We start from the raw sequence: 24297 nt of genomic DNA, 5'->3' as shown, positions 1-24297 counted from the left end.
GCGCCTGGTAAGCAGAGTTTTTGAAATGTAAGGCCTTTGAATAAGACAAAAGGCTGCCTCATCGCTAACTTTGCAACAGTGCCTGTTCGATCGCCTGGAGGGGTCATTCCGGAAACTGTCAGATTTCTCGTCTGACATCGCGCATGAGCTGCGCACAGCGGTCAGTAATCTGATGATGCAGACGCAGTTTGCACTGGCTAAGGAAAGGGATGTTTCGCATTACCGCGAAATCTTATTCGCTTACCTGGAAGAACTGAAAAGGTTGTCACGAATGACCAGTGATATGCTTTTTCTGGCACGTTCAGAGCATGGTCTGCTGCAGCTGGATAAACATGATGTGGATCTGGCCGCCGAACTGAATGAATTACGTGAGCTGTTCGAGCCTCTGGCAGACGAAACAGGAAAGACAATCACCGTTGAAGGAGAGGGCGTTGTTGCCGGAGACAGCGATATGCTGCGACGTGCTTTCAGTAACCTGCTTTCCAATGCAATCAAGTATTCTCCCGATAACACCTGTACAGCGATACACCTTGAGCGTGACAGTGACTGTGTGAACGTGATGATTACGAATACGATGTCCGGCCAGGTTCCCGCTAATCTGGAACGTTTGTTTGATCGGTTCTATCGAGCTGATTCATCAAGGGTCCACAACACGGAAGGCGCGGGGCTGGGATTATCAATTACAAGGTCGATCATTCATGCTCATGGCGGCGAGCTGTCAGCAGAACAGCAGGGGCGGGAAATTGTGTTCAGTGTGCGCCTGTTAATGGATTAATCCCGTTCTTCAGGAGAAACCTGGAAGGTGACAAAATTGTCATCATTCAGTCACGCGATAAACAGAGGCGGTTTTTTATAATCATACATAAATCAGGAGCAGAGTGATAACGCAATCGCCTGGTTCCTGGAGTGATGAATAACCCGCCCTGAGATCAAATGCTTTCTCTGTTATAAGCCGTTGATTGTTTGGGTATGAAAACACCGGAGACCCAACCATGAAAAAGATCCTTGTATCATTTGTTGCCATTATGGCTGTCGCTTCATCCGCCATGGCTGCAGAGACAATGAACATGCATGACCAGGTAAATAATGCCCAGGCACCCGCCCATCAGATGCAGTCAACCTCTGAAAAAAGCGCTGTTCAGGGAGACAGTATGACAATGATGGATATGAGCGGACACGATCAGGCTGCAATGTCCCATGAAATGATGCAAAACGGCAACGCTTCTGCCCACCAGGACATGGCGGAGATGCATAAAAAAATGATGAAAGGCAAACCAGGGGCCACCAACGAATCAGCAACGTCATTTTCAGAAATGAACGAGCATGAAAAAGCCGCTGTTGTGCACGAGAAGGCGAATAATGGTCAGTCTTCCGTTATTCATCAGCAGCAGGCTGAAAAGCATCGCAGCCAGATCACCCAGAATTAACCCGCAGCTCCACTTGTTAGACCCTCATTTGACGCCGAAGTCACTGGCTTACGCTCCCGTCCGGGAGCGTTTTTTTTATTCTTTCATTTATCATTGAGTCTTATGGGAATGGATTTAATCAGTTACTTAATCCCTGCCTCAGCAACAAGTCCCGGAAAGAGCAGCTTTATATTCCGGGTTTTTCTGCTCATAACCTCAACGGTGGCGCTTAGGATGTACTTTGTAAGTACCCAGAGTGTGTGTCATCAGTACCGGTGTTAATGCACCAGCCCATTCCAGCCATGTATACCCATGTAAATCCCAACAGCAGCAATCAGGGCGCTTGAAATATAGGGGGCTCTTCTGGCGATGGTATTGAAGCCACTCCAGCGTTTGGCGACCTGACGAACGCTGATCGCCGCACCCACTCCAACCGTTACGAGGGTCAATGCCAGGCCGATACTGAAACAAACAACCAGTGTGGCACCCAGCGTAAGCGCTTTAAGCTGAAGGCAGATCAACAATACAGTTATAGCTGCCGGGCAAGGGATAAGCCCTCCTGTCAGTCCAAATATCAGGATTTGCCCGTTGGTTACTTCTTTCCCGTCGAAGCGGCGTTTTATGTCATTGGCATGAGCCAGTTCGTGAGCGTCCTGATACTCTTTCGAATTCACATCCAGCCCATCAAGCTCAGAGTGGTCATGGTCATGGTCGTGTTCAGCGAACGCCACATCATAGTCATGGACATGACCACGATGTCCCAGAGACAGACGTACGTTGAAACTGTGAGGCTCAGGGATGGGAGATGTTGACTCCAGATAATCACCATGATCAACAAATTCAAAAGTCTGAGAGATCGTACTGTTTTCCCGAAGTGTGGTTAATGAGATATCTTCAGAAGCCCATCTTTGGCCACTAAGAGTGCGTAGCCGCCAGTGGGGAAGTTGTCCTTCTTCAAAAATGGACAGTTCAACTTTTCCATGGCCAGTATCGATCAACCTTGTTTCGTCATGGTGATGATGTTCATTCTCCTGCATTCCCTCCAGCCAGTTTTTCTCACCGCTCCAGGTTCGCCAGAACATCCAAAAAGCCGTACCAAGGATGATCACTGAAGAGACCATCTGTAGCCAGGGTTCGGCTGATTCTGCGGTAAATTTATTACTGATATACATCCCTCCAAAAGCAATCAGCCATACGACTGCAGTGTGCGACAATGTTGCCGCGACACCCAGCATCACGGCCTGACGTACGGTGCCTTTTATAGCAATGATGAATGCTGCCATCATTGTTTTGGAGTGCCCGGGCTCCAGTCCATGAAGCGCGCCAAGCAGAATGGCGCTGGGGATGAAAAACCATGCGTTGCCTTGCTGAAGAAGTGTCGTAAATTCGTTCATGAGAATCATTCTTGGTTATTAAGTGTAGGCCGGATTCTACTCCCCCCCAGTAAAATATACTACCCCCCAGTAGAATAACGCTGGTATAGTTACATAAAATATCCAGGAGAGTGAGAGCCCACATGTCACATACCATCCGCGATAAACAAAAACTGAAAGCACGTACAAGCAAGATCCAGGGGCAGGTTGCTGCGCTGAAAAAAATGCTTGATGAACCTCACGAATGTGCCGCTGTACTGCAACAAATAGCCGCCATACGTGGTGCCGTGAATGGTTTATTGCGTGAAGTGATTAAAGGACATTTGACTGAACATATTGTTCATGAAAGTGAAGAACAGAAACGAGAAGAAGACCTGGACGTTGTGCTGAAGGTTCTGGATTCTTACATCAAGTGACAGTTTGGCTAAAAGCCCTGAGCATTAATTTATCTAAATAACACGTTATCAAGTGACGGTTTTGGGCTGTTTGTAGCGGCATAGTGAGTTTGTTTAATCAATGAGCTTTAAGATGCCCCCCTTCATGCAAGGCAACGCGTACATTTCTGGTACATCTACTTCCCTTACTTTGCTCAGGGCAACCCACATTGTTAAAGCCTCTACTCGCTGACCATCAAAATCACCCAACGTCAGATAATGGAAAAAAATTTTGGATGACATTTTGAAACGTGTCCTCTGCTGTGAACGTCGAGAGATGCTACGCGAGAAAGGAGATGACCTACTTAGTATCCTGTTAAGTAGGTCTATCTGAAGAAGTAGACAACTTTAAAGTCTTTTTCATGTTAAAGGAGACAACTTTAATGTCTGTGTACACCTACCTTTGCTCAAATCAAAATGTTCTGACATACCAAAATGGAGTGTAAAATGACTCAAAACCAGGGTTCTGAGCCAGTACCGGCGAGCCGGACAGGGCAGCTCATCAGCGCCCGGGATATGGCCATGCAGAAATTCGAAGAAGGGATGCGGTTAATCTCGGAAGCGTCGGAACTGTGCGGTCTCTCTCTCTTCACCAGCAGAATTATGCAGCCCAACGCATTTGGTCTTCCGTCGTCACTGGATCGCACCATCGAGGAGGGGCGTAAGGAAATTGACCGTAAAACGTGGAAAAGGCTCTTTGAAGAAATAGGTATGGACCGGTACTGGAACCATAAGCAAAAAGAAGCCTTTAACGAATCCCTACGTACGGATCCGCCCGTCGCTTCCCTGGAGATTGTTAAGGGAACATTACAGCATGCACTGGCTAACAGACGAGACACGCTTGCAGAAGGTTTCGTTGATGTTCTCAACAAGCTTGACCGAAGTTTTAAAAGCAATGCACGGCAATATACAATGCCGAAAAAGCTTGTTCTTCGGGGGATTTTTCCTGGTGTGAACGTACTGAGGTACAACGGTTTCTCGCAGGACAATCACTTTTGTTTACGCGACTTTGAGAATATTGTATGCATCTGTTCTGATACTCCAACACCTGCAACCGGCGGTGGGCTGAGTATGGTCGACAGGCTGACGGCCATGAGAAATACAGATTTCACAGGCGAGGTCTGCGATGAGAATGGCTGGCGGTGTCGCCTGTTTGAGAATGGAAACGTTCATATTTGTATCGACAGTATCTCGCTTCTGAATGCTCTGAACGATCTTATCAGCATATATTTTGCAAACCAGCTTCCGGCCGCAGGAAAAAAATGATGATCGAAAACGATAAAGAAAAAAGCCTGAACGATGCTACCTCGCCAGAGGTGCAGAATGACATCCGCAGCGAATCCACAGAAAAATCAAAGGAAATGGGTCGTTCAAGGTACTCATCTATTGCGATGATCGATTACTTCAATGCAATCGAACGTCTGTGCGAAGAGAAAAAAATTAACCCGGAAAATATCGATCTGAGCTTCAAAGTTCACTGGCTCAGAAACGCTGTTGGCGGCTCGTTTGCAAGGTCACAGGAGATGTTCGCTGAGTACCAGAAGTATGTTAAAGAGGTTCCTGAAGAGGCCCGTTACCTGGATATACCCGATGAGGTGAAGGTTGCACTCGGCGATATTATCTCGTACATCACCTGGCACTACCGTAGAAGCTATACCGCAATACAGAGTGATAGTGTTAAAAAAGCTGAAGCACGTAGCATGCAGCTGGAGGAGGAGGTAACGCAGCTTTTACAGCGGCTTGAGCAAAGCGCTACCGATATGGATGAGCTGAAACTTGAGAATCAGGCGCTACAGGGTCGATTAGAGATCCGGGACAGTACCGTCAAGGAGTTAGAAACAAGGCTGAATGTTGCCGAAGCAGAACTCGAAACCTGCCATCACCAGTTAGATAGCACACGGCATGAATTAAGCCTCGCACAGCAGTCAAATGACTCACTCTCCCAGCAACTGGCTGAACGTAAAACAGAGATCGCTGGTCACCTTGAATATCAAAAAAAGCTGAACGAAGAGATCAACACTCAGCGTTCTGATAATGCCGGTCTTTCCAGACAATGCGACCAGTTAAGTCAGACTGTGTCAGATACAAAGGCAGAGAGGGACAGGTTTGAACAGGAATTGATTGCTGCACAGAACCTCTGTGCTGAGCTGAAAAGTGCACTGTCCGGGAAGGAGGGTGACCTGGTGGCGGTGAATGCCGAGCTTACTGAACTCCATAAACTAAACGAGTCGCTGAGCGCCGACCTGAAAAAAGTAACTTTGGTCAGCCAGGGCTATGAAGCGGAAGTGGCTGAACAAAGCAGTGAATTAAAAACGCTCCAGTCCAAAGTAATGAAGCTGGAAGCTACCCTGGAGGCAGAGAAAACAATCTCAGAATCCCTGAAAGGCACCATTGATACATTGACTGGTGCAATGGCAGGGGGAGGTACTGGAAAGTCAAAACAGCCGCGTAGTAGAAAAACATCATGATAAATGAAGCCAGGTTGATAGACTTCTCTGCATCCCCTGGCACAGTAGACCTTCTGCGGACATTCAGCCCGTCCGCAGGAGTTTTCGTCCTTCAGTCAACAAATGCACTACCTTTTTTGAGTCTCCACTTTCCAGTGCAGAAAACACGTTACCGATTTTACCAACAGCTTGTATCTGAGTGATAACCCCAGTCTTGTAATCATCAAGGATCCCTGACAGGAAAGCGTTCAGTTTTGTCTGTTCGCTTAGTGAAAGCATGTATGACATTTTTTCTCCATTTTAAGCAGGTGTGCCAGTTGAAAGAGGTTTACGTGATTCTGGAAAATGAGGCAGCACCATAGTTTCAGATGCTGTGGTCGCATCCCAGTGCCACCATCCATAAGGCCCATATTCACGGTTGTAATAATCTTTTTTGAGTTGCTTTCGGGCCAGATAAGCAGGAGTGGCCATACCAAATACTTCCATCGGGAACGGCTTATCGCTTTTTGTGTCGAGCAGGTAGAAGTCAGGGAACACCTCACTAATACTCGCATCATAACGCATGGGCTTAACGTACTGCCGGTGCTCTGCATCCAGCTTTTCTGCAACAACCGCCTCATAGGAGGAGTCCAGAGGTATCCAGTTCTCGCTAACGTGCATCAGCACAATTTGATGAGCTCTTACAGAAGGGCCTCTGCCGGTTACCGCAGCTGGTGACGTCAACGCAAAGACAACTATTTTCGCCCCGGATTTCCATGCTGCGTACTCCGATGAAAATCGTTTCTTTACGCTATCCCAATGGCCTTCTGAATTGAAAAAAATCAGCGGTAGCCCCCCAAAATTCCGCAGGGGTAAAAATTTAAGTGGCTTCTCATGCTTTTCAGCATCGTAGCGAGGTAAAACTGACAGGAGCATGAGACGTTTATCACTCATCGCCTGTGATGAAAGACGCTGAATTTGCGACTGAGCGACAGGTTGTTTCGGGTCAGGTACACCAATGAATAAATGGTCACCTATGCAGGCTCTGCCGGTACGAATTTGTTTAGCGGTTTCAAGCAGACGATACCGTACCAGTGAATCGTTACGTTTCCCTGCCATTTTCGGGTACCAGACATTCAGACCAGACTCTGTCCACAAAAGACTAAGCAAGCCCAGGAGGGTCATTGAGGCCTGACCTCCTTCTGGTCGCTGAACATGGGGCAGGGGAGGCACTTCTGATTTTTCAGGAGGATCTTTCTCTGTCATACCGATACCGAGCCTTACAGCCATATCACCTTCGGTTGTAATCCGGACCACACCACTCGCATATCCTTTCAGGCCGGTATGCCGGGCATCAAGGGAGAAGAATACACAGGAAGGATCATGCTCAATGCCCGTGTTAGCGGCTTTGACGAGAATAAAGGCATCACCGTTCGGTAAAGCACGAACATAAAGTCGCTTTTCTCCTTTTCCACGACATCCGCAGGTGATGACTGATTTTTGACCTGAGGTGTGGTGTGCCTTTTTAAGAGCCGACTGCCACCCTTTAGCAAACTCATCCTGCGTTTGAAAGTCAGGTGAGTACCTTTTGACGTTTGGATCGTCGTCGTAAGCAATCATCACTGCGAATTTTTGGCTCATAGTAGTCTCCTAAACAGGAAGTTTAATATCCCAACCAAAGCAACACTTCCTGAGCGTCATACTGTTCCTTTACGCCCATGTCGCTAAAGAATTCTTCGAAATCTGTTTCGGGAACGCAATGCCTGGACAGTTCTTGTAATGCTCGTTCTTTAGATACCGTCTCACCTTCAGCTGATTCGAAATACGTCATGGTTGACCTCTGACATTATTACAACAATCTTAAGCATTTAAATTGATGAAGGAGCTCAGGTCAGCTGACTTCGTCGTAAAACTGCCGCAAGCGCTGGGAGGCTGCAAATTCAATTCGAGACTTCAGCAGTTTGGCGACGGCCGCAAAGACATCAACGACCACGGAGTTCCCAAACTGTCTGTAAGCCTGTGTATTGGACACAGGGATACGGAAAACACTTTCCCCGGGTTTATCGAAGCCCATTAGCCTGCTGCATTCACGTGGCGTTAGCATGCGTGGCCGACGGTCCATGTTGTATGTGTTATGGAAATCAGTTTCTCCCAGCTCATGAGACCAGCCCCGATCAATAAGAATTTCAGATCCGTCTTTCATATAGCGGCTTGAGAGGGTTCTGGTGACACTATTAACATTGGAAGGATCTACTAGTCCAAAACCAAAACCATTGCCTTTTGCCGCATGTTTCTTTGCATAGTTGTATAAGTACTCCCAGAGTTTAGGGGAGAGGATGTATTTACTATCTACGCTCGGATCCAGTAAATCTGAGAGAGAAGGGCGCTTGTCCGGATAAAAGTCTTTAATATCTCTCAGAGTAAAACCGTCTTTCAGACGTAGGTCGCGGCGAAAACCAATAAGGACGATACGTTCACGGTGCTGGGGTCGGAAATGACGGCCATCGATGACTTTAGGATCATCCGCGCCCGTGCTTTCGCTGTTTGCGACGTCGTAGCCAAGCTCATCGAGCGTTTTCATGATGATGTTAAAGGTATTACCCTTATCGTGACTCTTCAGATTTTTTACGTTTTCCAGAACAAAAATTGCAGGTTGTTTTGCCCGGATGATCCTGGCCACATCAAAGAAGAGCGTACCCTGAGTGTCGCACTCGAAACCGTGTTTGCGACCCATAGAGTTCTTTTTACTGACACCGGCGATGCTGAATGGCTGGCATGGAAATCCCGCAAGAAGAACATCATGATCCGGGATAGAGGCATCGATAAATTTGTATGCCTCGTCATCAGTAACCTCGGGCCGGTTGCTAAGAGTGATGTCACGGATGTCTGAATTGAAGCGGTGCTCGTTCTCATCGCAATACCAGTTCGCCCGGTAAGTACGGCTGGAATAAGTATTCCATTCGCTCGTGAAAAGACATTTACCACCGATGGCATCAAATCCGCTTCGCAGTCCACCTATCCCTGCAAACAGATCGATAAAGCTAAAGTGCCTGTCCTCATAATCAGCAGGTCGTGAAGGTATTAAAGTCTGTAGATAGCGTCCATCTGCGATACTCAGATCACAATGCTCAGGTATGCATGTAACCTGACGTTTAAGGGATGCACGGGACCAATTACTGCCATTTTCATCATTTAATACCTGAGCCAGATATTTCAGGTCATAAATAGTCGAAGCTGTTAACAAAGTTTTGTGGATCAGAGATGGTGTTTTATCCACATCATTCAGGTCTGTCTCAAGATCATGAGTGTAACGTTTCATCCAAACTCTCTCAGGAATAATATCTTTGAGATAGATTAACACGCTTAATTTGGATTATTTTTTGGTTCAGGTTCTAAATTTATTGTGATTATTCTGCCTTTAAGTTGCAAAAAGATTGGTTTTAAGCCCGCCCATGAAATAATGACTTGTTAAAATACTGCCTGTAAATAGGCTTGTGGATACATGTCTGTACTCAACAAATTCAGGTGAAATGATGTTTTTTTTTACAAAGTTACTTTTGCCCATCATGATTGTTGTATTCCCAGTGGCGTCCTGGGGGAACTCAACAACTTTTGAGGCAAAGGTGGTTAAGATTGTTGACGGTGACACCATAACTGCGTTGGATGCTCAAAACACAACCATCAAAATACGGATGTATGGTATAGACGCTCCTGAATCTAAACAGGCTTTTGGCCAAAAAGCAAAACAGGCCTTAACCACAGCTATAGCAACTAAAATCGTTACCGTGATAGACCATGGTACGGATATCTATGGCCGTATGTTAGGTACCATCTGGTTAGATGGATATGATATCAATGCCTCTATGGTGGACAGTGGATATGCGTGGGTTTATCGGTTCGAAGATAACGCCATTGTCCCTGGCTATATCAAATATGAATCCGCAGCACAAAAGGAGGCAAAAGGGTTATGGGCAGACACCAACCCTGTCCCACCATGGCAGTGGAGACAGGCAAACGAAAAGCCCAGAAAGGTGAAAGGGAAGAAATAACCATGATGAAAGAGCCTCATCCGTTACTTCAGTTGGTACTAAACGATTCCGGTCGTCTAACCATGCCTGTTTATTATAGAGATCAACAGTATTGCCCGACTTGCCTTACAAAGGTGTTGAAGAGTGAGGATGGAAGTTTGGCGCACCTCGGGGAAATAAATCAAAATACATGTAGACCTTCTATTTCAGTAGTTGTGACAAAAGCAATTATTGAAATGTTATGTGACGGGGAAAAAATATTTGTAAATCCAATACGATACCGAGGCCGGGTGCTGGCACCCTCAGTAATTTTTTCTCCCGACACTCACACTTTCAAACCGTTTATAAATACAGACTATCAGCCTGTGGGAGCAAACTGGAAAAGTGAAAAGGGATATAAACTCGGTCTGTTTTATCTCAAAGATCGAGCCAACTCTATCAATAAAGAGGAATTTGATTTCATTGCCGTTATAGACCCTAAGGCAATGCAGAAAGAATTTATTTCGGCCTGGTCTGAGGTTGATGAAAAAAATCCATTGGAAACGCTGAAGCAGATCTTACGATCTAAAAACAACTCTTCTTTATGGGTAAAATGGCCTGGCAAAATTGAGCATGCGCAAAAAGGAAATTGCAACGAAAATTACTGGTTCGATTATCAATCTGATAATCAGGAAGTGAACTGTACGGTCTCTGTTGTAGGTATCGAAGGTAACAGTTCCGGTGAGACAATTTATAGATTGCAAACTTTGCTAAAGCGTAAGCTCAATGAATATCAACTGGTTCGGTCTTTAGGGACTATTATGCTTCTTGATAATACCGGGAATATGATTCCATCAAACCATCCTTATTTTGAAGTCATCTCAAAAGCATGTATAAATGGAGTGCGTGACTTTGTTCGTCAAAACCCGTGGGTAGTCTGACGGTCAACTATAAAGCATAATATAATTAGTAATAACAAGGAACAGACATGAATGAAAACTCAGTAATCTTAATAAGTTTATTTTGGTTTTTTTTTGGATCGAGTGTTGTAGCTGGTTTTATGGATGCATCATTATATTGCTGGATTTTTGCAGCCATAAGCGCATTGTTTCTTCTTTCGGTGATACAAACACCAAAGGAGTTAACGGTATCTATTCTTCTTGCGGTACTTATGGCAAGCTCCGCAGGTGTTTTCATTCTGGCTTATAAAGTCAAAACGAATGTCGTTTCACCAATCTATCTCTTAAAAAAGCCTACTGCATACATGGCTGAAATAGATAACCGAAGGATTCATGGTTACTAAATATTTTGCAATTGCATCATTTGACGGTCCGGGTTTATTTACCCACAGCATCGACTAATTCAAGAGGTTACATATGATAGTTTCAGAAGCAATTTTTTATTCTTCTATTATTTCCTGGGTTCTTTATTGGTGGTTTATTGGAAATATTACTAAAAAGGTAGGGATGCTTGTTGTTCCACTCACGCTTACCTTCGGATGTTACATTTATGCAATTCATTTGGATGATTCCGAACAGCAAACCAATTTACGTTGGGAGCAGATCGGTTTTATTACCTTTATAATTGTGATAATGTGGGCAGGAAAGTTTGTGATGAAAAGACTATCTGAATGATGATCTAATCCACACTTTTCGATATCTTAGAAAAGTAACTTTGTGAGCAAACAGTCATATGACATGCAAAACGCTGATCTCAAAGACAGATGATGGATACACATTTAGCATTTCACCTTACGAAGACGGGTACCGCTTATCAGTCTCGCCTGAAAATCGTCACAATGGTACCCAAAGCTTTGACGGCTGGTTCCCACGTTTTTTTTCCGAACCACAGTATGCCAAATCATCTTTAACTAAGTTTCTCGGTGAGTCCTTAGTATGGGAAGAAGATTCAAGTAATGCTCTATGAGATTACTTATTATAAATTTTTCTATTAATCTCCATGGAGTGATATATGAATTTGGCCTATTTTTTATTTTTGTCTATAACTGTTATGCTTACGAGCTTTATTATTAAATCACTTGTCGTATTGGTAAAGTTCAAATTACTTCGTGATGAACGTCTCGAATATACCAGCAATAAAAATATTGATGAGATGTACGATTTAATGAATGCGAAGGAAGAAATCCTCATAAGGCATCATAAGCAGATGTTGGCATTGCATCTTTCACTATTAATATTCGTTCTATTTATTGCTTACATTTACTAAAAATAATTTTATTCAACATTTCAACAAAGGGTTTTCAATGGAAAGCTTCGAAACTGAACAAATGATTCAATATGCTTTCTACATAAATATCGTAATAACGACTGGTTTGGCATGGTTTTGCTTGCGGTCAGGATTGCATTACAATTTTTTCAGAAAAGCAGAGAGTGCCAGAACAAAAGGGCTGAGTAGTACCTCTACTGAACACGGTCCAGCAATTGTGAGAATAAAGAAGCTACAAGCATTAGTAGATTTTATTAGTAACTGTGCTTTTCTAATCCTTTCAATTGGCACAGCTTATATTTTGTATTTTTGGATCCACAGTTAACTCATACAAGGTAACTTCGGCAAATAACAACTTCTAATGCAGGACTTTAATAACTATAACGGATGCTACATGAAAAACGACAGTTTAATTACGCGGTATAAAATACTTAAAGGCGAACGCGATGAGTCTATCTTCACCATAATAATCGCGCTAGTAGTAAAGCTGGGGCTGGTAGCCCTGGCATTCTATCTGTTGCTTGGTTCCACGATTGATTGGTCAAGCTGGAAAACCTATGCCGCCATGTTGATCTTTGGAGCATTTCTCTAAAAGGATGACCACGGCAATACCAGGTCAGACAACAAGGTCGTTAGCATGATCGTTGGAAGCAACGGAAGCACCTTGAAAAAGGTCGGCAGCACTATAAAATCCATCAGCAATGCACACAAATAAACTACTGGTATCTTAAAATGAAAGTGAAAGAGTTGATCGCCATGCTGAACGAAAGAGACCCTGAGGCAATTGTTCTGATTTCCGGCTATGAAACGATCGGCGGCACGGAAGTCGCAGAAGCTGATTTGCTCATTGATATGCAGTCAATATGCTTAGAACAGGCTGATAATCTCACAGGAAACCGTAAAGTTGTTTCTTCCGGTGGTGAAGATTCAGTTTGGTTAGGCTGGAAAGATGATTACCGTACAAAGGTGTTTTTAGAAGATGCCCAAATTCCTGATCAAGATGAATGACGGTCAGCGTTGGCTTCAAAGGCAATCTATCAGTACGTGAAACGTAAATGTTAAAAAATAACCACATATGAATCAATAACTTATGTCAAAGCTAAGTAGAGATGTCCGGGGTGGGGCAAAGTTCAAATGTCCTTTGATAATATTGAATTCCTGGATAAAAATCGCATCTTAACCTCTTCGTTTGAGTACCTTGTTGGGTTGACCCCGTATTCGCTTTATTTGTAGTATTGGGCTGCTTTGAAGTGTTTCATGTTCAAACGCGACGTGTTCTGTAAGTTCTTCCTGACAACAGAGCCGACAATATATACACATCCGCTATGGAGAATCTGACAACCGCTATGCGTATTACGCCACCCTGAGTTTTTCCTTCCTCTGTCGTACTGAGCAAGCCTCAGCACGCACTCAATAACATCCCGTCTGCGGATGTGCTTTACCGTACGTAAAAATGTAGCCCTCCAGGGCTGACTGTATCTAAAAACTGAGAAATTACTATGTTGCTGTCCTCGACGCGTAAGGACTGGCTGGGTAACGTCCGTGGTGACGTTCTGGCCGGTATTGTTGTCGCGCTCGCACTCATTCCAGAAGCGATCGCCTTTTCCATTATCGCCGGTGTTGATCCCCAGGTGGGCCTCTACTCGGCGTTCTGTATTCCTCTCGTTATGGCCTTCTTTGGCGGACGTCCGGCGATGATTTCGTCCTCCACCGGTGCAATGGCTCTCCTGATGGTGACGCTGGTGAAAGATCATGGCTTACAGTATTTACTGGCTGCCTCCATACTGACCGGGGTATTCCAGCTGATAGCCGGATATCTGAAGCTTGGCGGGCTGATGCGTTTTGTTTCACGCTCAGTGGTCACGGGGTTTGTTAATGCACTGGCAATACTGATTTTTATGGCCCAGTTGCCTGAGCTGACCAATGTGACATGGCATGTTTATGCCATGACTGCGGCAGGGCTGGGGATCATCTATCTCTTCCCTTATATCAACAAAACCATTCCTTCACCGCTTGTGTGCATCGTGGTGCTGACTGGGATTGCCATGTGGCTGCATCTGGATGTGCGAACCGTCGGGGATATGGGGAAACTTCCCGACAGTCTGCCGGTCTTCCTGCTCCCGGACGTGCCTTTAAATCTTCAGACGCTGCTCATCATCCTGCCATATTCTGCGGGGCTTGCGGTGGTTGGCCTGCTTGAGTCGATGATGACCGCCACTATCGTGGATGACATGACCGACACGCCAAGCGACAAAAACAGGGAGTGCAAAGCTCAGGGCATCGCGAACATCTGCACATCCTTTATCGGAGGAATGGCAGGCTGCGCGATGATTGGGCAATCTGTTATCAACGTAAAATCCGGTGGACGCGGACGACTTTCAACCCTCACGGCGGGCGTGGTGCTGCTTTGCCTGATTGTGTTCCTGCGCAACTGGGTCTCCCAAATTCCGATGGCAGCGCTGGTCGCGGTGATGATTATGGTTTCCATCGGGACATTCTCCTGGCGCTCCATTGCCAACCTGCGGACACACCCCCTTTCAACCAGCGTGGTCATGCTTGCCACCGTCGCGGTTGTGGTGGCAACACATAATCTGGCCTTCGGTGTGCTGACCGGTGTACTGATTGCTTCGCTCAATTTTGCCACTAAAGTATCCCGGTTCATGCGTGTAACCTCAGTTCTGGAGGGGACGAGCCGGACGTATACCGTCACCGGCCAGGTATTCTTTGCATCAGCAGACCGCTTTACGAGCCACTTTGATTTCCGTGAAGCGATTGAGAATGTGGTGATAGACGTTTCACATGCCCATTTCTGGGACATCACGTCCGTCAGCGCCCTGGATAAGGTGGTCATTAAGTTCCGTAGAGAGGGCGCCGGGGTTGAAATACGTGGGATGAATGAAGCCACCCGCACCATCGTTGACCGGTTTGGTGTTCACGATAAACCTGAAGAAGTCGAAAAACTGATGGGCGGTCATTAACAGACTGGAGGGAAAACTATGAATAATACTGTTACAGCCTGTGTGGACGGTTCACTTTCAACGCGGTCAGTGTGTGAATATGCGGCGTGGGCAGCCCGCACTTTGCAATCACAGCTAGCACTGTTGCACGTTATCGAAAAAGACAGCACCCCGGTAGTGTCAGACCTGACCGGCACTCTCGGCATAGACAGTCAGCAATTGCTGACCGATGAGCTGGTAGAAATTGAAGGGCAACGTAATCGCCTGCTGATGGCCCAGGGGAAAGCAATACTGGAAAGTTGTGCTGAACTGCTTCAAAAACAGGGAAGCCCGGATGTGCTTTTGATGCAAAAACACGGTACACCGGATGAAGTTCTGGCAGAGCTGAGCGACCTTCGTCTCATGGTGCTGGGGCGTCGGGGTAGCCAGCATCCGGTAGGCTCTCATCTGGAAAGCGTTATTCGTCTGCAAAAGAAACCCCTACTGGTTGTTCCGGAGAACTACTCAGTGCCTTCCAGAGTCATGCTGGCTTATGATGGCAGTGAAGAAAGCAGGAGTAACCTGGAACGTCTGACGATGAGTCCCTTACTCAGGGGGCTGGAGTGCCACCTTGTCATGGTAAACGGTAAGAAGGAAGAGCTGCTGACCGCACAGCAAATTTTACGTGACGCGGATATAGAAAACAGCACAACACATCTTACCGGGCAATCAGTCGGGGACGCGCTTATTCGTTACGCCGAGGAAAATGCTGTCGATCTGATAGTGATGGGGGCCTACGGTCATTCCAGGTTGCGGCAGTTCTTTATCGGTAGTCATACCTCCGAAATGCTGCAAAAGACGCAACAACCGCTTCTTATCCTCCGTTAGCACTGATTATCTTAAATAAAAAAGGGCGAGTTCTCTCGCCCTTCGTCACAAGAACACGTTTAGTTCAGCCGGTTACCTTTTTCATCAACTACCTTCTCACCGTCCTCTTTCGTGAACGCGCTTTTCTGCGCATCGGGAAGAATATCCAGCACGACTTCAGAAGGGCGGCATAGCCGGGTACCCAGCGGCGTTACCACGATAGGGCGATTGATCAGAACAGGGTGCTGCAACATAAAATCGATTAACTGCTCGTCAGTAAAGCGGTCTTCCGCCAGCCCTAACGCTTCAAAAGGTTCGACATTCTTACGCAGCAGCGCTCGTACCGTGATCCCCATATCCGCAATGAGTTTTACCAGCTCAGCTCGTGATGGTGGGGTTTCAAGATAATGAATAACGGTCGGCTCTGTACCGCTGTTGCGGATCATTTCAAGGGTATTGCGTGACGTGCCGCAGGCCGGGTTGTGATAAATGGTAATGTTGCTCATATCAGTATCTCATTACAAAGTGAAAGACAGACGAAGCGCCAGTGCTGCAAGCGTGACAAACAGCACGGGGATTGTCATGACAATGCCCACCCGGAAGTAATATCCCCAGGTAATTTTGATATTTTTCTGCGACAGAACGTGCAGCCACAGTAACGTTGCCAGACTGCCGATAGGGGTAATTTTTGGCCCCAGGTCGCTGCCGATGACGTTGGCGTAAATCATCGCTTCTTTGATAACACCGGTCGCTGTGCTGCCATCAATCGACAGCGCCCCGACCAGCACGGTCGGCATATTGTTCATCACTGATGACAGGAAGGCCGTCAGGAAGCCCGTACCCAGCGTTGCCGCCCACAATCCCTGCTCTGCCAGCTGATTCAGCAAGGAAGAGAGATAGTGGGTCAGACCGGCATTTCGTAAGCCGTAGACCACCAGGTACATCCCCAGCGAGAAGATAACGATTTGCCAGGGCGCACCACGCAGCACCTTACCGGTGTTAATGGCATGCCCTTTTTTCGCAACAGCAAACAGAAGCAATGCACCAGCGGCTGCGACCAAACTGACCGGTACGCCCAGCGGCTCCAGTCCGAAGAATCCCACCAGAAGCAACACCAGAACCAGCCAGCCGGTTTTAAAGGTATTCACATCACGTATAGCGTCTTTCGGTTCTTTCAACAGAGAAACGTCGTAAACGGCGGGAATGTCCTTACGGAAAAACAGATGCAGCATCACCAGCGTAGCCGCAATCGCGGCCAGGTTAACCGGGACCATCACGGCGGCATATTCTGAGAAACCAAGCTTAAAGAAATCCGCCGAGACGATATTCACCAGGTTTGAGACAATCAGTGGCAGGCTTGCCGTGTCAGCGATAAACCCTGCGGCCATGATAAACGCTAAGGTTGCTCCCCGGCTGAATCCCAGCGCCAGCAGCATCGCGATAACGATAGGTGTCAGGATCAGTGCCGCACCGTCGTTGGCAAACAGTGCCGCAACCATCGCACCAAGCAGGACGATCCAGGTGAAGAGCAGCCGCCCCCGGCCATTCCCCCAACGGGCAACGTGCAGCGCGGCCCATTCAAAGAAGCCGGATTCGTCGAGCAGAAGACTGATGATGATCACGGCGATAAAGGTGGCGGTCGCATTCCACACTATCTGCCAGACCACCGGAATATCCCCCAGATGAACGACGCCAGTCAGCAATGCCAGAATTGCGCCCAGTGAGGCACTCCAGCCAATCCCCAGCCCTCTGGGTTGCCAGATAACCAGGACGAGCGTGAATAAAAAGATAGCACCAGCCAGTAACATCAGAAACTCCATTCACATTTGTTTATTCGGATATATATATCGCCATCAGCAGGAGACAGATGCCACGCTACTGAGCTTGTTGCGTATGTTTTCTCGTTCACAGTTCCAGGCTGTATCAATAATACCCGCAGCCCATGCTGGCATGTGTGGCGACAGTCGGTAATGCACCCATTTTCCTTCGCGACGGTCGATGACCAGCTCGGCTTCACGTAAAAGGGCCATATGGCGAGAAATTTTTGGCTGAGACTCTGCGGTTGCCGCACAGATGTCACAGACGCACATTTCACCGGACTCCCTGAGAAGCATCACGATAGTTGAACGGGTCTCGTCGGCGAGCAGTTTAAAAAGCTGAACAGGCTGTAGCATGCTTAACCTCGTAAAAAAATAACAATACATATGGTATTTCATATGTGATAACTTTTAAAGCATAGCTTATGAAATGGAGATTTTTTATGACCGACTTACCAGCAATCGAACCGGCTTATTTTGATGATGCGCTTGCCAGCAAACTTACGGGCAACAACGAAACCATGCCGCGAATTCTCATCCTGTACGGTTCAGTACGAGAGCGGTCCTACAGTCGTTTTGCAGCGGAAGAGGCCGGGCGGTTGCTGGCAAAGATGGGGGCTGAGGTGAAAATATTTAACCCATCCGGTCTGCCGTTACCCGATGATGCGCCCGAAAGTCACCCCAAAGTGCTTGAACTCCGCGAGCTGGTCAGGTGGTGTGACGGAATGGTCTGGAGTTCTCCGGAAAGACATGGCGCCATGAGCTCGGTGATGAAGGCCCAGATTGACTGGATACCCCTGAGTGAAGGTGCTGTTCGTCCTTCCCAGGGTAAAACGCTGGCCGTCATGCAGGTTTGTGGTGGTTCACAGTCGTTTAACACGGTCAATCAGATGCGGATACTTGGCCGCTGGATGCGGATGTTCACCATCCCCAATCAGTCGTCAGTGCCAAAGGCATGGCAGGAATTTGATGATGAAGGGCGCATGAAACCCTCACCCTGGTATGACAGGATTGTCGACGTTACCGAAGAGTTGTTCAAAATGACGTTACTCCTGAAAGGGCACACAGCCTACCTGTCCGACCGCTACAGCGAAAGGAAAGAGAGTCATCAGGAGCTCGCGGCACGGGTCAATCAGGCCAAAATCTGACAGCCAGGCATGCCCGGATGGATTACCGGGCTTTAAATCGGTTTCTTCCCAAATATCTCTTCAGAGCGTGACTGAAGTTTCACCAGGGCATTGAACATATCGTCCTGATCCAGGGAACGCTGGGATTTCTTCGTCGTGGGAGCTTTACGCCTGCGAGAAGGGCCGTCTCCGGATGGTACGGATTGCGACCGGTTATTATCCCGCTCGGCCTGGACCAGCTGCGCCATTTCCAGGGCCCGCCCCAGACGTTTGTTATCCACAATGGCCCCCTGATCGATTTCAGAAAGCTTGTCATAGGTGGAGTAGGGAAGTGATACGCCATTAAGCCGGAGCTCTTTATGTCCATCCGGGTAATGCCAGACATCGATGTATTTACCAATCGCCCGACGACTGAATTCGCTGTCTTCAATCAGATAAAGGACTTTGTCGTATTGCACTGTGAGTGATTTCGACACTTTACGAGCTTCACGCCAGTTAAATACCATATCAAGATCGTCATCGACATCCAGTTCCCGATGAACATCAAACGCCTGGCGAGGCGCTTTTGCGAAACGACGGTTGTAATCGTTCATGAACTCTTCGGCAAATGCGTTCGCAGCTTCCATGGAACTGATGCCCTGGAGCCTGAGCTCCTTGACCAGTCGGTCCTGAAGCGTCAGGTGCGCCCGTTCAACGCGGCCTTTGGCAGCACTGGTTTCTGCACAAATGGTCTGAATGTTCAGTTCATGCATCGCACGGCCAAACTGGGTATCGCCGTCGCCGCCGGTTGCATTTTTATTGTTGATCCTGAATACGCTGGCTTTGTCGCTGTACAGCGCAAGCGGTTTGCCATGTTTTTCAATATAGCCCCGGGTCGCTTCAAAATAGGTGAAAGTAGACTCAGATTTCACGAAAAGAAGCTGCATTAAACGACTGGTTGCGTCATCAACGTAAACCAGTGCCGTACACTTAGGTCCCCGATTTTCAAACCAGTGGTGGTCGCAGCCGTCGATTTGTATGAGTTCACCGGCACAGGCACGGCGGTAACGAGGTTGCTGAATTTTTGGCGCACGTTGCTTACGTGGGACCCACAGACTGGCCTGAGTCATCAGCTTACGGACGGTTTCTTTGGAAAGATGAACACCGTGCACCTCAGACAGTTTTTCACAGGCCAGCGTCGGACCGAAATCGTTATAGCGTTCGCGAATAATGTTCAGCGCGTATGCGGCCAGTCCCTGAGGCAACTGGTTGTTACTGGATTTACCACGACGGCGGCTGGTCATGCCAATCGGACCATCTTCACGATAACGCGCAAGCAGACGACGGCACTGACGGTCGGAGATACCAAGCCGCTGAGCTGCCATTTGTGTTGTCAGACGCCGGTCGATGACATCCTGAATGATTTTGAGTCGGTTAACTTCATCCAATGTGAAAAACTCCGCTGCGAGAGCCGTCATGGTAATCCTTACTTGATTATACACGCCGGACATCTTAACTTAGCCATTATCGGACATTACAACTTTGCTACTACAACTTAAGTGCGCATAATCAGGATTATGTAAGATCAGCGTTAAGTAGTCGATTTATTTGAAAGTGACGTCGTCTTTAAGTTAAAATCACCTATAATCAATACCTACTGGAGCAGCTCATGGCTGACACCTACCTCCCCCCGGGCTTTAAAAAATGCAAATCATGTCAGCAAGTTAAACCCTTTGAACAGTTTGGAAAAGAGCTCAAGGGCAAGTTTGGCCTCAAGAGTAAATGCCGAGCGTGTATTAGCGAGAAAAACAAAACGTACGCAGCAGGCCCAGGGGCCGAAGTAAAGACGCAAAATAATAGGACCTACCAGGCAGAAAACAAGACTGAGCTCGCGGAGAAAATGCGCGTTAAGCGTGCGAAAGAAAAATTTGGTGATCGCTATAATTCCTACCTCGCTTCTTTAGAGTCCATGAAAAAACTCAAATAATGTAATCGCCAACGGAGGAATAATGAATGTACATCTGAAATATGATACGATAAAGCACTATCACTTTGATTGGCTAACGCCTGCTGGCGACTATCCTAATTCAGCGGTTATGCTCGTAGGTTTCCGTGATGGGCGCTGGATTATTGTTCAAGAGTTCGGAAATGATTATAGCTGCTTCGAGGGCGTTCTGAAGAATGGTGATGATCTTAATACGGAGCCTAAATTCTATTCCGACTTAGAAAGCGTAGCGGTTGCTGCTTTTGGCATGATGAAGCAGATATATCCCCAGTACCAAGATAGCACGTTAGAAGAATTCCTCGCTGGATAAAATATTCTAGAAACCAAACTCGCCTTATTCGAAGGAAACTGACTATGTATAGAAAGGTTTTAGCTCTTTCAGCCTTACTGATTTCTGCTTGTTCCACCGATAATCCTCATAAACAAAGTATGCACCACAATGATTTTGAGCTTTCGGACTCAGCTGTAAAAATTCAAATCAAGTCTGGAAATAAGACAATCTCCGGCTCAGGTACTTGGATCGATGAACAACATATTCTTACAGCTTCACATTTATGGCTTGATGCAAGCAAGGATTATAGTCTAAGTATAATAACAAGGAATGGGAGCCAACCAGCAACAGTTATCAATATTGATGATCCTAAGAACCGGGACCTCGCTCTTTTAAAAGTAGAAAAAAATACTATTGTCAAAGCCCCACCTAATTGGAAGCTTCCAGTATGTGATAATGTTCTAGCTCCAGGTGAGTCTGTTTGGGTTCTATCGGGAATGTATAATACGCTTTCAAATACGTATGCTTCCCCCGACTCAACCTACTATTATAAAGGAATAGTTGGTTCTGATGGTTTGACTGCTTTTTATCAAAATGGAGTTAGTGGAAGCGCTGTGTTAAACCAATCTAAGAGTTGCTTATATGGTGTTGTGAGTCAACAAGACATTAAAAAGATCAATGTCTATCAGATATATATTACGAAGATTACTACAAATGAAATTATACGCGGATTCATAGGTTATAAAAATAATTAAATGAGCGTAATCTTACAACAGGCAATTCCGACGTTATCTGCGTTGGTCTACCTATCTGAACCTTTAAAAGGAACGTCTATCATGTATAAACTTTTACCCGCAATACTAGTCTTTCTTTCGGTGTTCCTTGGACTAATCGCTCTACTCAGTGCTATCAAAAATGGTTCTGATGAATTGGCGGTATTCCTCATTACACTTTCGGCGTGGTTCGCTGCTTTAAGTAAGTTTTATTCACTTAAACTGTATAAAAATAGTTAGCCTGTGAATCCAAATACAGTTGACAAGTATCCAGCACTGCCCCCGTGATTTATTCAGGTTAGAAGCATTCCCGGAGTGCAGGCTGGGATTAGAAAAGTTACTTTTCTTACGATGTACCAACCAATAGGGCACGACTTATCGTAATGCCTAATTACATATTACCTGTTTAAGTCGATCTAATAATTTCATTGGAGCAGACATGTCCCCGGAATTGGTATCAGGCATTGCACGAGTGGCGCATGAAAAGCTACTTTCAGTTTTGACGGAGTGCGGCACAAAGAAGACGAAAGGCACATGCCTTTTTGCAAGCTATCTTGTATGTTATTTAGCAAAAACTAAAGGTCTAGATGCTGTTGTTCGTGGGGGTAACGGTGCAGATGATGGCGGTATATTTACAGAGAGTGGTGGCTTTGGCCATTATTGGTGTGAATTGAACTTCGAAGAAGTGCAATATTATATTGACATCACTTCCGAGCAGTTTGGGTTTCATCCATACATAGTGAAACGCGTCAACGATATAACAGGATGGCCACGATATATTCCTGGTGATCAGGAAACGGTCGATAGTCATTTAGAACAATTATTACGCGACGGCTATACAGAATAGGCTGCGTATACACTATCGCAGCCTTTCAGGCTCTTAACCCTTGTGACCAGTTAACGGAACCACTCAGGATGACGCTGCCGATCAACGTTGATAACCTGCGAATTAAATTCAACGACATCCGCTGGAGTAAGCATTAATTCATCAGGATTTACAATAAATGGTCTTAAAACCACTTCGCCACCGTCTTCTTTTGCACCGTAGATATTAATAAGAAAGTGCAGTCGTTGATTTCCGTCAGCATTGCGTTGCCATTCTCTAAAAGTCAAAGTCTGTTTAATATAGTTTGTTAAAAGAAATGCGAATTCAGATTCTTCCGTTTGTGAGATACCGTTTTTGTTAGACATTTTTTTTAGTATCTTTCCGAGCATGGATACACAGGCATCTAGGGAAGGTGCGAATAAGCAGGTCATTTCTTCCCAAGCTGACTCGCTGATTAAAATTTCGCGGATCTGGGCCGATTTTTTTCCCGCAAACACATCGAATCAGCCTATTTAGGCTATTTTTTCCACCATTTCTGGCGTTATTTCCGGTTTTTACTGAGATCTCTCCCACTGACGTATCATTTGGTCCACCCGAAACAGGTTGGCCAGGGTGAATAACATCGCCAGTTGGTTATCGTTTTTCAGCAGCCCCTTGTATCTGGCTTTCACGAAGCCGAACTGCCGCTTGATGATGCGAAACGGGTGCTCCACCTTGGCACGGATGCTGGCTTTCATGTATTCGATGTTGATGGCCGTTTTGTTCTTGCGCGGATGCTGCTTCAAGGTTTTTACCTTGCCGGGACGCTCGGCGATCAGCCAGTCCACATCCACCTCGGCCAGCTCCTCGCGCTGTGGCGCTCCTTGGTAGCCGGCATCGGCTGAGACAAATTGCTCCTCTCCATGAAGCAGATTACCCAGCTGATTGAGGTCATGCTCGTTGGCCGCGGTGGTGACTAGGCTGTGGGTCAGGCCACTCTTGGCATCGACACCAATGTGGGCCTTCATGCCAAAGTGCCACTGATTGCCTTTCTTGGTCTGATGCATCTCCGGATCGCGTTGCTGCTCTTTGTTCTTGCTAGAGCTGGGTGCCTCAATGATGGTGGCATCCACCAAAGTGCCTTGGGTCATCATGACGCCTGCTTCGGCCAGCCAGCGATTGATGGTCTTGAACAATTGACGGGCCAGTTGATGCTGCTCGAGCAGGTGGCGGAAATTCATGATGGTGGTGCGATCCGGCAGGGCGCTATCCAGGGATAATCGGGCAAACAGGCGCATGGAGGCGATTTCGTACAGGGCATCTTCCATGGCACCGTCGCTCAGGTTGTACCAATGCTGCATGCAGTGAATACGCAGCATGGTCTCCAGCGGATAGGGCCGTCGGCCATTGCCCGCCTTGGGATAAAACGGCTCGATGACAGCGGTCATATTCTGCCATGGCAGAATCTGCTCCATGCGGGAGAGGAAAATCTCTTTTCGGGTCTGACGGCGCTTAGTGCTGAATTCACTATCGGCGAAGGTGAGTTAATGGCTCATGATGTCCCTCTGGGATGCGCTCCGGATGAATATGATGATCTCATATCAGGAACTTGTTCGCACCTTCCCTAGACTTAACGATGTTAAAATTTTGGTTGTATTAAAATCCTCCTGCGAAAGTGAAATCATCCATGTATTATCTTTATGATAGTCGGTGATATAAATAAAATGAGATGTAAAAGGCGTTGAGTGATTGAACTCTCCTAGGTAATGACTCCAACTTATTGATAGTGTTTTATGTTCAGATAATGCCCGATGACTTTGTCATGCAGCTCCACCGATTTTGAGA

At 46.6% G+C, this 24297-nt stretch carries 30 protein-coding genes and 1 pseudogene; 18 read left to right on the top strand and 13 right to left on the bottom strand.

Annotated features, from left to right (window positions below; genetic code table 11):
• Positions 1 to 82: 82 nt before the first annotated feature.
• Positions 83 to 775 (top strand): annotated as a pseudogene (gene pcoS / locus ACOTYB_RS23070) (copper resistance membrane spanning protein PcoS); the annotation flags it as partial.
• Between the two features lie 217 nt (positions 776 to 992).
• Positions 993 to 1427, top strand: a complete 435-nt coding sequence (locus tag ACOTYB_RS23065; protein ID WP_000723070.1) for a hypothetical protein — start codon at positions 993 to 995, stop codon at positions 1425 to 1427.
• A 257-nt stretch (positions 1428 to 1684) separates the two neighbouring features.
• On the opposite strand, the gene ACOTYB_RS23060 is transcribed toward ACOTYB_RS23065, so the two are convergent.
• On the bottom strand, positions 1685 to 2800 hold the full coding sequence (locus tag ACOTYB_RS23060) for a nickel/cobalt efflux protein RcnA (protein WP_001572377.1): 1116 nt from the start codon (positions 2798 to 2800) through the stop codon (positions 1685 to 1687).
• Positions 2801 to 2922: 122 nt separating this feature from the next.
• On the opposite strand from ACOTYB_RS23060, the gene rcnR reads away from it, so the two are divergent.
• The 3 genes from rcnR (at position 2923) to ACOTYB_RS23045 (ending at position 5681) form a co-directional block, all read left to right on the top strand.
• Positions 2923 to 3195, top strand: a complete 273-nt coding sequence (gene rcnR / locus ACOTYB_RS23055; RefSeq protein ID WP_000019951.1) for a Ni(II)/Co(II)-binding transcriptional repressor RcnR — start codon at positions 2923 to 2925, stop codon at positions 3193 to 3195.
• A 465-nt stretch (positions 3196 to 3660) separates the two neighbouring features.
• Positions 3661 to 4479: a DUF4942 domain-containing protein gene (locus ACOTYB_RS23050; RefSeq protein WP_000193207.1), complete on the top strand. Its 819-nt coding sequence runs from the start codon at positions 3661 to 3663 to the stop codon at positions 4477 to 4479.
• The gene (locus ACOTYB_RS23045; RefSeq protein WP_001371952.1) at positions 4476 to 5681 is read left to right on the top strand and encodes a hypothetical protein; all 1206 of its coding nucleotides are present in this window, start codon (positions 4476 to 4478) and stop codon (positions 5679 to 5681) included. Before ACOTYB_RS23050 ends, ACOTYB_RS23045 begins: the two co-directional genes overlap by 4 nt.
• Before the next feature lie 63 nt (positions 5682 to 5744).
• Here ACOTYB_RS23045 and ACOTYB_RS23040 read toward each other — a convergent pair whose 3' ends face one another.
• The 4 genes from ACOTYB_RS23040 to ACOTYB_RS23025 are packed head-to-tail and all read right to left on the bottom strand — an operon-like array spanning position 5745 to position 8958.
• The gene (locus tag ACOTYB_RS23040) at positions 5745 to 5948 is read right to left on the bottom strand and encodes a hypothetical protein (RefSeq protein ID WP_000121164.1); all 204 of its coding nucleotides are present in this window, start codon (positions 5946 to 5948) and stop codon (positions 5745 to 5747) included.
• Between the two features lie 12 nt (positions 5949 to 5960).
• Positions 5961 to 7280: a DUF1173 family protein gene (locus ACOTYB_RS23035; protein WP_000078513.1), complete on the bottom strand. Its 1320-nt coding sequence runs from the start codon at positions 7278 to 7280 to the stop codon at positions 5961 to 5963.
• 22 nt (positions 7281 to 7302) lie between these two features.
• The gene (locus ACOTYB_RS23030) at positions 7303 to 7470 is read right to left on the bottom strand and encodes a hypothetical protein (protein ID WP_000220758.1); all 168 of its coding nucleotides are present in this window, start codon (positions 7468 to 7470) and stop codon (positions 7303 to 7305) included.
• A 60-nt stretch (positions 7471 to 7530) separates the two neighbouring features.
• Positions 7531 to 8958 (bottom strand): DNA cytosine methyltransferase, encoded by a 1428-nt coding sequence (locus ACOTYB_RS23025; protein WP_000833380.1) that lies wholly within the window; start codon positions 8956 to 8958, stop codon positions 7531 to 7533.
• A gap of 214 nt (positions 8959 to 9172) precedes the next feature.
• Here ACOTYB_RS23025 and ACOTYB_RS23020 point away from each other — a divergent pair, with 214 nt between their 5' ends.
• The 8 genes from ACOTYB_RS23020 (at position 9173) to ACOTYB_RS22985 (ending at position 15696) form a co-directional block, all read left to right on the top strand.
• Entirely contained in the window at positions 9173 to 9688 is a 516-nt protein-coding gene (locus ACOTYB_RS23020; protein ID WP_000464825.1) for a thermonuclease family protein, read from the top strand.
• A 2-nt stretch (positions 9689 to 9690) separates the two neighbouring features.
• Positions 9691 to 10587: a hypothetical protein gene (locus ACOTYB_RS23015; RefSeq protein ID WP_000975181.1), complete on the top strand. Its 897-nt coding sequence runs from the start codon at positions 9691 to 9693 to the stop codon at positions 10585 to 10587.
• Positions 10588 to 10634: 47 nt separating this feature from the next.
• The gene (locus ACOTYB_RS23010; protein ID WP_001005009.1) at positions 10635 to 10949 is read left to right on the top strand and encodes a hypothetical protein; all 315 of its coding nucleotides are present in this window, start codon (positions 10635 to 10637) and stop codon (positions 10947 to 10949) included.
• 73 nt (positions 10950 to 11022) lie between these two features.
• Positions 11023 to 11280, top strand: a complete 258-nt coding sequence (locus ACOTYB_RS23005) for a hypothetical protein (RefSeq protein WP_000637193.1) — start codon at positions 11023 to 11025, stop codon at positions 11278 to 11280.
• Positions 11281 to 12266: 986 nt separating this feature from the next.
• Positions 12267 to 12464 (top strand): hypothetical protein, encoded by a 198-nt coding sequence (locus ACOTYB_RS23000; protein ID WP_001371914.1) that lies wholly within the window; start codon positions 12267 to 12269, stop codon positions 12462 to 12464.
• A 140-nt stretch (positions 12465 to 12604) separates the two neighbouring features.
• On the top strand, positions 12605 to 12880 hold the full coding sequence (locus ACOTYB_RS22995) for a hypothetical protein (RefSeq protein ID WP_000864986.1): 276 nt from the start codon (positions 12605 to 12607) through the stop codon (positions 12878 to 12880).
• 491 nt (positions 12881 to 13371) lie between these two features.
• On the top strand, positions 13372 to 14850 hold the full coding sequence (locus tag ACOTYB_RS22990) for a SulP family inorganic anion transporter (protein WP_000927306.1): 1479 nt from the start codon (positions 13372 to 13374) through the stop codon (positions 14848 to 14850).
• Positions 14851 to 14868: 18 nt separating this feature from the next.
• Positions 14869 to 15696, top strand: coding sequence for a universal stress protein (locus tag ACOTYB_RS22985; RefSeq protein WP_001066652.1), 828 nt, complete (start codon positions 14869 to 14871; stop codon positions 15694 to 15696).
• Between the two features lie 59 nt (positions 15697 to 15755).
• On the opposite strand, the gene arsC is transcribed toward ACOTYB_RS22985, so the two are convergent.
• The 3 genes from arsC to ACOTYB_RS22970 are packed head-to-tail and all read right to left on the bottom strand — an operon-like array spanning position 15756 to position 17849.
• Positions 15756 to 16181: a glutaredoxin-dependent arsenate reductase gene (gene arsC, locus ACOTYB_RS22980; protein WP_000065802.1), complete on the bottom strand. Its 426-nt coding sequence runs from the start codon at positions 16179 to 16181 to the stop codon at positions 15756 to 15758.
• 12 nt (positions 16182 to 16193) lie between these two features.
• Positions 16194 to 17483 (bottom strand): arsenic transporter, encoded by a 1290-nt coding sequence (locus tag ACOTYB_RS22975; RefSeq protein ID WP_000922628.1) that lies wholly within the window; start codon positions 17481 to 17483, stop codon positions 16194 to 16196.
• Positions 17484 to 17528: 45 nt separating this feature from the next.
• Positions 17529 to 17849 (bottom strand): transcriptional regulator, encoded by a 321-nt coding sequence (locus ACOTYB_RS22970; RefSeq protein ID WP_000941305.1) that lies wholly within the window; start codon positions 17847 to 17849, stop codon positions 17529 to 17531.
• 86 nt (positions 17850 to 17935) lie between these two features.
• Between ACOTYB_RS22970 and arsH the strand changes: the two genes are divergently transcribed.
• The gene (arsH, locus tag ACOTYB_RS22965) at positions 17936 to 18640 is read left to right on the top strand and encodes an arsenical resistance protein ArsH (RefSeq protein WP_000130816.1); all 705 of its coding nucleotides are present in this window, start codon (positions 17936 to 17938) and stop codon (positions 18638 to 18640) included.
• 32 nt (positions 18641 to 18672) lie between these two features.
• Here the strand turns inward: arsH and ACOTYB_RS22960 are convergent, their stop codons facing one another.
• Positions 18673 to 20076 carry an ISNCY family transposase gene (locus tag ACOTYB_RS22960; protein WP_000125668.1) on the bottom strand — a complete coding sequence of 468 codons (1404 nt, stop codon included), beginning with the start codon at positions 20074 to 20076 and terminating at the stop codon, positions 18673 to 18675.
• Positions 20077 to 20267: 191 nt separating this feature from the next.
• On the opposite strand from ACOTYB_RS22960, the gene ACOTYB_RS22955 reads away from it, so the two are divergent.
• From ACOTYB_RS22955 to ACOTYB_RS22940, 4 genes are all read left to right on the top strand, one after another.
• Positions 20268 to 20585: a hypothetical protein gene (locus ACOTYB_RS22955; RefSeq protein WP_000785965.1), complete on the top strand. Its 318-nt coding sequence runs from the start codon at positions 20268 to 20270 to the stop codon at positions 20583 to 20585.
• 22 nt (positions 20586 to 20607) lie between these two features.
• On the top strand, positions 20608 to 20913 hold the full coding sequence (locus ACOTYB_RS22950; protein ID WP_001100610.1) for a hypothetical protein: 306 nt from the start codon (positions 20608 to 20610) through the stop codon (positions 20911 to 20913).
• Positions 20914 to 20957: 44 nt separating this feature from the next.
• Entirely contained in the window at positions 20958 to 21629 is a 672-nt protein-coding gene (locus tag ACOTYB_RS22945) for a S1 family peptidase (RefSeq protein ID WP_000285959.1), read from the top strand.
• Positions 21630 to 22086: 457 nt separating this feature from the next.
• Positions 22087 to 22494, top strand: coding sequence for a hypothetical protein (locus tag ACOTYB_RS22940; RefSeq protein ID WP_001371904.1), 408 nt, complete (start codon positions 22087 to 22089; stop codon positions 22492 to 22494).
• 50 nt (positions 22495 to 22544) lie between these two features.
• Here the strand turns inward: ACOTYB_RS22940 and ACOTYB_RS22935 are convergent, their stop codons facing one another.
• From ACOTYB_RS22935 to ACOTYB_RS22920, 4 genes are all read right to left on the bottom strand, one after another.
• On the bottom strand, positions 22545 to 22928 hold the full coding sequence (locus ACOTYB_RS22935) for a hypothetical protein (RefSeq protein WP_233144839.1): 384 nt from the start codon (positions 22926 to 22928) through the stop codon (positions 22545 to 22547).
• The gene (locus ACOTYB_RS22930) at positions 22831 to 23046 is read right to left on the bottom strand and encodes a hypothetical protein (RefSeq protein WP_122966916.1); all 216 of its coding nucleotides are present in this window, start codon (positions 23044 to 23046) and stop codon (positions 22831 to 22833) included. The genes ACOTYB_RS22935 and ACOTYB_RS22930 overlap by 98 nt, the downstream gene beginning before the upstream one ends.
• On the bottom strand, positions 23028 to 23942 hold the full coding sequence (locus ACOTYB_RS22925; RefSeq protein WP_100185530.1) for an IS5 family transposase: 915 nt from the start codon (positions 23940 to 23942) through the stop codon (positions 23028 to 23030). Before ACOTYB_RS22925 ends, ACOTYB_RS22930 begins: the two co-directional genes overlap by 19 nt.
• A gap of 287 nt (positions 23943 to 24229) precedes the next feature.
• Positions 24230 to 24297, bottom strand: a 68-nt coding sequence (locus ACOTYB_RS22920) for an IS1 family transposase (RefSeq protein WP_004209611.1), incomplete at its 5' end; no start/stop codon positions are given.

It is taken from the genome of Enterobacter cloacae complex sp. IR5450 (assembly GCF_049238665.1).
Lineage (GTDB): Bacteria > Pseudomonadota > Gammaproteobacteria > Enterobacterales > Enterobacteriaceae > Enterobacter > Enterobacter hormaechei_C.
The sequence above is the reverse complement of the archived record's forward strand: the minus strand, read 5'-3'. Positions and strand labels throughout refer to the sequence as shown.

Coding starts and splice junctions, on each gene's coding strand:
- ACOTYB_RS23060 (WP_001572377.1), bottom strand. CDS start 2,800: ATGAACGAATTTACGACACTTCTTCAGCAAGGCAACGCATGGTTTTTC.
- ACOTYB_RS22950 (WP_001100610.1), top strand. CDS start 20,608: ATGAATGTACATCTGAAATATGATACGATAAAGCACTATCACTTTGAT.
- ACOTYB_RS23000 (WP_001371914.1), top strand. CDS start 12,267: ATGAAAAACGACAGTTTAATTACGCGGTATAAAATACTTAAAGGCGAA.
- arsC (WP_000065802.1), bottom strand. CDS start 16,181: ATGAGCAACATTACCATTTATCACAACCCGGCCTGCGGCACGTCACGC.
- ACOTYB_RS22990 (WP_000927306.1), top strand. CDS start 13,372: ATGTTGCTGTCCTCGACGCGTAAGGACTGGCTGGGTAACGTCCGTGGT.
- ACOTYB_RS23005 (WP_000637193.1), top strand. CDS start 11,023: ATGATAGTTTCAGAAGCAATTTTTTATTCTTCTATTATTTCCTGGGTT.
- ACOTYB_RS23015 (WP_000975181.1), top strand. CDS start 9,691: ATGATGAAAGAGCCTCATCCGTTACTTCAGTTGGTACTAAACGATTCC.
- ACOTYB_RS22995 (WP_000864986.1), top strand. CDS start 12,605: ATGAAAGTGAAAGAGTTGATCGCCATGCTGAACGAAAGAGACCCTGAG.
- arsH (WP_000130816.1), top strand. CDS start 17,936: ATGACCGACTTACCAGCAATCGAACCGGCTTATTTTGATGATGCGCTT.
- ACOTYB_RS23025 (WP_000833380.1), bottom strand. CDS start 8,958: ATGAAACGTTACACTCATGATCTTGAGACAGACCTGAATGATGTGGAT.
- ACOTYB_RS23030 (WP_000220758.1), bottom strand. CDS start 7,470: ATGACGTATTTCGAATCAGCTGAAGGTGAGACGGTATCTAAAGAACGA.
- ACOTYB_RS23010 (WP_001005009.1), top strand. CDS start 10,635: ATGAATGAAAACTCAGTAATCTTAATAAGTTTATTTTGGTTTTTTTTT.
- ACOTYB_RS23020 (WP_000464825.1), top strand. CDS start 9,173: ATGTTTTTTTTTACAAAGTTACTTTTGCCCATCATGATTGTTGTATTC.
- ACOTYB_RS23040 (WP_000121164.1), bottom strand. CDS start 5,948: ATGTCATACATGCTTTCACTAAGCGAACAGACAAAACTGAACGCTTTC.
- ACOTYB_RS22945 (WP_000285959.1), top strand. CDS start 20,958: ATGTATAGAAAGGTTTTAGCTCTTTCAGCCTTACTGATTTCTGCTTGT.
- ACOTYB_RS22975 (WP_000922628.1), bottom strand. CDS start 17,483: ATGTTACTGGCTGGTGCTATCTTTTTATTCACGCTCGTCCTGGTTATC.
- ACOTYB_RS23050 (WP_000193207.1), top strand. CDS start 3,661: ATGACTCAAAACCAGGGTTCTGAGCCAGTACCGGCGAGCCGGACAGGG.
- ACOTYB_RS22940 (WP_001371904.1), top strand. CDS start 22,087: ATGTCCCCGGAATTGGTATCAGGCATTGCACGAGTGGCGCATGAAAAG.
- rcnR (WP_000019951.1), top strand. CDS start 2,923: ATGTCACATACCATCCGCGATAAACAAAAACTGAAAGCACGTACAAGC.
- ACOTYB_RS23045 (WP_001371952.1), top strand. CDS start 4,476: ATGATGATCGAAAACGATAAAGAAAAAAGCCTGAACGATGCTACCTCG.
- ACOTYB_RS22960 (WP_000125668.1), bottom strand. CDS start 20,076: ATGACGGCTCTCGCAGCGGAGTTTTTCACATTGGATGAAGTTAACCGA.
- ACOTYB_RS22985 (WP_001066652.1), top strand. CDS start 14,869: ATGAATAATACTGTTACAGCCTGTGTGGACGGTTCACTTTCAACGCGG.
- ACOTYB_RS22970 (WP_000941305.1), bottom strand. CDS start 17,849: ATGCTACAGCCTGTTCAGCTTTTTAAACTGCTCGCCGACGAGACCCGT.
- ACOTYB_RS23035 (WP_000078513.1), bottom strand. CDS start 7,280: ATGAGCCAAAAATTCGCAGTGATGATTGCTTACGACGACGATCCAAAC.
- ACOTYB_RS23065 (WP_000723070.1), top strand. CDS start 993: ATGAAAAAGATCCTTGTATCATTTGTTGCCATTATGGCTGTCGCTTCA.
- ACOTYB_RS22955 (WP_000785965.1), top strand. CDS start 20,268: ATGGCTGACACCTACCTCCCCCCGGGCTTTAAAAAATGCAAATCATGT.